This window comes from Actinomadura rugatobispora (genome assembly GCF_042656285.1).
Lineage (GTDB): Bacteria > Actinomycetota > Actinomycetes > Streptosporangiales > Streptosporangiaceae > Spirillospora > Spirillospora rugatobispora.
Genome location: NZ_JBHSON010000276.1, coordinates 1 through 704, shown reverse-complemented (window position 1 = coordinate 704; position 704 = coordinate 1). Strand labels below are relative to the sequence as shown.

1 protein-coding gene is annotated in these 704 nt (G+C 63.4%); it reads left to right on the top strand.

Annotation, left to right across the window (positions count from 1 at the left end; all coding sequences use genetic code 11):
* Positions 1-47: 47 nt before the first annotated feature.
* Positions 48-704, top strand: a 657-nt coding sequence (locus tag ACFPZN_RS56315) for a hypothetical protein (RefSeq protein WP_378293686.1), incomplete at its 3' end; no start/stop codon positions are given.

Here is a 704-nt window from a genome sequence, read left to right as displayed (position 1 = left end):
ATGCCGATCGCTATAAGCGCGATAATAACCGGACTGTGCCATTTTCGGTGCTGGCCTCGCTGGATTCACCCGGGCGGATGGTCAGGGCACGGCGACATGTCTGGAACTACGCGTACTGGCTGACCGGCGCTGCCGGTCTGGCCCTTCTGGGGGGGCTGGTTGTCGCCGTGTTTATCGAGAGCTGGGGAGAAACCGTCCTGCGCCCGGACCTCTATGCGAACGCAGATTATTACCTGCTGCAGCCGGCTAACCTGTTCGGGATAGCCTGGTGTGCCGGAGGGCTTGTCGCCGGCGTCCTTCTGGCGCGGCTGCTGGCGTTCCTGCTGCTTGATGGTCATTTTGCGGCCGCTGACGAGGCGGTGAACGCGAAACTGAATCAGGAGAGCCGGCGCAGCAGCCAGCGGACCGGAGAAATGACAGACGTCCGCCACCTGCATTTCGGGGAGCCGGTACCGGTTAACGCGCTGGCCGATTTTTCCACGGAGCAGGCCCGGAAACAGCAGGCGGTGTTTCTGGGTAAGGATGAGCAGGGCCAGCCGGTGCTGGTCCCTCGTGATACCTGGCGCAAGACCAATATTCAGATCCTCGGCCTGCCCGGGAGCGGCAAGAGCGCGATGGCCACCAACGCGCTCATTCGCTGCGTACGCGATTTCGGGGACGCTGTGGTGTACTTCGACCCCAAAGGGGACGCGTGGGCGCCGCAC